Below are 4,482 nucleotides of genomic sequence, written 5' to 3'. Positions count from 1 at the left end.
ATTAAATATATATAAGGATAGTTAATCACCTAAAAATATAGCCTGTATCTTTGATTACTAAGTAATCAAAGATACAGGCTATTTTTATTGTGTATTCCTTTTTTAATTAAAGCACCCGTTAGTTAAAAATCGGCAGTTCCCAATCCTCTAAAAGTCCCCAAGTAATTTCAGGGTTTCCTTTTAAAGATTTCATTGAGCCTACATATACTTTTTCAGTGGATTTACCTATTTCGTTGAAATGCTTAACTATTTCATTGGTAGTGGCTGAAACATTCTGGTTTGGAATATCCTTATAATCTATCCATTTTAATGAACCTTCATCACTTTCAATTAAAGTAGCATTTTTAAATACATTTCCAAAGAACACATACTGTATTCGAATTTCTTGCTTTCCCTTTACTCTAAGTACAATGTATCGAAGTGTTAGATTGTTTATGCAATCACTTTTTAAACCTGTTTCTTCTTCAATTTCTCTTAAACATGCTTCCTGGGGTTCATTGATTTCATCACCTTCAATATGTCCACCAATTGGAACTAAAAACCCTGCGAGAAAAGTATCTTTTTGCTTTTTTTGAAGAAACAAAACTTCTTCTTCTTCACTTAAAAGGAAAGCGACTGCCATTTGTCTAAGTCTCAAAAATTCCAACCTCCTGTTATTTCTAATCACACATCCAACATTATAACTTCGCAATCTTTCTTCAATTGTCCTGCACCGTTAGTTGAAGAAGAAACTATTCCCATCATTATTTATGCGCCAACTTCCCAAGTAAAAGGGCATTGTCCTTTTTTAGTTTTCTATTTTCTTCGTCTAATTCAGCTATTCTTCTTTTCAGTGACTCAATCAGCTTGTCCTTTGAACTTTCACTAAATCTCTGTTTTTTTGTGATAACCTTTAATCTCTGGTTTTGTTTCATTATTGCTTCATCAATTGGTTTAAGAAGTTCCTCTTTGTATGAGTAAAGGAATGTTTTACTTACTCCTGCCTTTCGGCATATTTCAGCTTTTGATATAGGGTTACTTATAGGGTCATCAAGGAGCGTTAGTTCCTTAAGAACGGCTAAAACAGCTTGTTTCTTTAACTCGCTTTCCATTTTCTTTGATTCAACCATTTTGGCGGTATTTGGTCTCATATTAGCCATTAATGGACACCTCCTGTGTAGAAATGTTTTGAGGCATCGAATGTTTCACCCTTTTCAATGATTTCCAATGCGGTTTGATAGAACTGAACTACCTTGTCAAATTCCTCAATTTTTTCATTTAGTCCAATTTGTTTCGCTTGGTTTAAATGCGTTGTAAAGGCATCTATTGTATCTATAACTGCGTTTTTATGTCTCGGCAATATCTTTTTCTTAATGCACGTTTTACAAGCTACCTGGTGAGGACAGGAAGGCATTTTATAAGGATGCTCACAACATCCGTCACCTTGGTCGAAAATGGCGATAATTTTGTTTTTGACCCATTTGTTATCACCGAAAATTTCTTCTTGCTCTGGGAGATTATCTTTAATTGCTGTAGCATCAGATTTAAGAAGTTTATCTTTAAACTCCTTTTTTAAACGTTGTTGGTAGACCTTAATATACTTTTCTGTCATGATAACTGATGAATGCCCTAAAAAGTTTTTAACAGCGTATATATCGACTCCTGCATCAATCATTTCGGTGGCTACTGTATGCCTGAACTGGTGTGGAGATATTTTATAAATATCTCCAGACTCTGCACCAATATCTGATAATGGGATTTGATTACATATTTTAGACAGTACATATTGATAAATGGTGGCATAACTAATAGACTTCGTTATCGGAGTTTTTTCTTGAGCAAAAGTAATAACTTCCCTAAATAAATACTTTTGCTTATCAGAAGTAGGGGGTAAATCTTTTACCCGTTCCTTTTGGCGTAAAATTGCCCGTTCCACCATATTTCTTCCTTTGGAGTCCTTTAAATGTGCTAATGGCACGACCAAATCTTTTTTGATTTTTGCAATGCGATGGTCAAGAAAAAGTTGTGGGTCTCCATCCAAATCATATTTCAGACAATCAATATCACTTCCATCTGCAATTAAGTGAGCTATGTCCTCAACACGTCTTCCTGTATATCTTAAAATGACAATTAAATCCCAATAAGTCGGGGATATAATAGGAGTTTCCTCACCATCTTCCAATAGGGGGATTACTGTATTTTCCAAGTAATCATCCAATTTTATTTTAATATGTGGTGGAATGGGTCTTGGTAGGATTTCTACCGTTTTAGGCGTATCATAACTAATCAATAAAGTGTCTGTTTTTGGTCCATCGGACCATTTATTTTCGTACATGTATCGGAACATAGAACGGGTAGTTATTATTGCTCTGATAGACTTGTAGTTAGAACGTGAATATATGTCAGGAAGAATTTTTTCGATATGTTCCTGTCTATTTAGCTCCTTAAAAGATTTGATATTTGGAAATTTATCATGCAATATACTAAAAAAATCACTCAAATATTGGATGTTTTCTTTAAACGTTTTAGCTTCCCAAGTTCCAAGCATATTTACAAAATACCTTTTTACCGTTTGGCGTAAATGAGTATTTTCCAATTTAGTCAATTTAACGATAAATTGAACAGGAGAAAGATGTTTTGGATAATTCTTCAATAACCTTCTTACATCCCACACATCTTCTTTGAGATATTCTTCTCGTTCTTTTGGGTTTTTAATGTATTCAACTTCGTGATGGGCAGGGTAGTCATCTTCGTAGTGTCTTACCTGAACACCCATGTTTTCTAAAAGCTCAGTGAACCGTTCATCTTTAATAGCGTTATACCAGGTAAATGTACTTTTATATCCTGCTATAGTAGATAATTCGTCATACTTTTTATCTCGGTTTTCAGGTTGTTGTAAGACTTCAAAAAATGTTTTCTGCCCCTTACTCATCCAAGATGTATCAATAGCTCCAACGGGAAAAGGAGTTACAGTTGCTTTTGTTTCTAAGTTTTCCGAACCTGATGAAATAGGATGAATTGTTGCTTTAATTTTTACCATTTTCTCGCTCCTTACGTTTTTCTTCTCTATAATCACTCATTCGCTTGTACTCTTTTTTATGGTCTTCTACATTTAAATGTGCGTATATACCCATCGTTGTCGACACGTTTTTATGACCAACTCTTTCGGAAATGTATTTCCAGTTTATCGGTTCACCTTTGATGATGTATTCTCTTGCTAATTCGGTAACATGAGTATGTCTTAATTTGTGGGTGTTTAACTTAATCTTTGTTTTTTTGTTGTAATAGTTAAGGATTGATGAGAGGGTTGATTTTTTCATTGGTTTACCATTTTCAATAGGATTATTACTATTAACCACCACAAATAGAAAGTCGCTATCAGGGTCACTGTTTACCCAATCACTACTAATATATCTATCTATTAAAACCATTAGGTCAGTTGGTAAGTGAACGAACCTGTCTCTTCCATACCCCGCTTTAGCTCTCGAACCGTTTTCGTTATCAGGTCTGAAACGAACATGAATACCTTGCTCACCATAATCAATGTCTTCAAGTTTGATGCCTAACAGCTCACCAGACCTTACACCACCCTCTTTTAGAACAAGAAGGATAATCTTATCTCGTAAGAGATTAACAGCCTCTAAATACTTCTTAAAGTCCTTTTGTTCAATGGTCTTTGGGATAATTTGAGGAACCTTTGATTTAAGAGTATTTTTCTGTACTGTTTTATTCCTTCTTGTATGAGCCAACATATCTTTGTCCCTCATCGCATTTGTAATCATTACATTACGGTAGACAACAGGATTATCTTTTATCCTGCCACTGGCTTTGAGCCAAAGGAATAAAGAGCTTACTCTATCTATAATTGCATTAACAGTTGTAACTTTTATGTCGTCATCCTCATAGTCGTAATCTAACATGTCTACATTTTCATAAAACCTATATGGGTTCTTTAACCACAATTTGAATTTTGTTAAAATATCAGGTTTACCATCAATGTCCAGAATTTGTAATCCTTTAATCTTTAAAAATACAACGAAATACCATAAGTGATAACAGTATGTTCTTATTGTATTAGGAGATACCTCTCGTTCAGCTCTTGCCTGTATTATATCGAGATATTCTTTTACTAATGGTATGAAATCAAGGTTTTCATCCATGAGATAATACATTACACCATTTTTTGTTTGTGCCTCTCGTATAGATATAACTTCATGCCATTTACCTTTTAGTGTTTTTTCTTTTTTAGGTATATTCATCTAACTATTAACTCCTTTAACCCATTTATTAAAATCAAGGTCCTCGGACTACCGTCCTGCGGAGTGCTATCCTCGCACCGAGGCTACATTCCCCCTTTTATCAAAAGAATATAATTAATATTCTGATAATAACATGGATTATCTATTATTACTATGTATTTTAAATTTATCCGTTTAGATAAAAAAAGATAGTAGGGATAATCAATCCTTACTATCTTTACTGTTAATATTTATATATCTTTAA

4 protein-coding genes are annotated in these 4,482 nt (G+C 33.8%); all 4 read right to left on the bottom strand.

All coding sequences use genetic code 11. The features are described 5' to 3' along the window. Window positions 1-118: 118 nt before the first annotated feature. A complete protein-coding gene (locus PDQ33_RS28305) occupies window positions 119-637 on the bottom strand; it encodes an NUDIX domain-containing protein (RefSeq protein ID WP_076856711.1) in 519 nt (172 codons plus the stop codon). A 106-nt stretch (window positions 638-743) separates the two neighbouring features. Further along, complete coding sequence (locus tag PDQ33_RS28300) at window positions 744-1,139, bottom strand: DUF6262 family protein (RefSeq protein ID WP_076856712.1); 396 nt, start codon at window positions 1,137-1,139, stop codon at window positions 744-746. Beyond that, on the bottom strand, window positions 1,139-3,019 hold the full coding sequence (locus tag PDQ33_RS28295; RefSeq protein WP_076856713.1) for a tyrosine-type recombinase/integrase: 1,881 nt from the start codon (window positions 3,017-3,019) through the stop codon (window positions 1,139-1,141). Before PDQ33_RS28295 ends, PDQ33_RS28300 begins: the two co-directional genes overlap by 1 nt. Further along, a complete protein-coding gene (locus tag PDQ33_RS28290; protein WP_076856714.1) occupies window positions 3,006-4,238 on the bottom strand; it encodes a tyrosine-type recombinase/integrase in 1,233 nt (410 codons plus the stop codon). Before PDQ33_RS28290 ends, PDQ33_RS28295 begins: the two co-directional genes overlap by 14 nt. Window positions 4,239-4,482 lie beyond the last annotated feature (244 nt).

The sequence above is a fragment of the Bacillus cereus group sp. Bc031 genome (assembly GCF_027716265.1).
Taxonomy (GTDB): domain Bacteria; phylum Bacillota; class Bacilli; order Bacillales; family Bacillaceae_G; genus Bacillus_A; species Bacillus_A paranthracis.
Note: the sequence above shows the minus strand (reverse complement) of the source record. Positions and strands in the feature narration are given on the sequence as shown.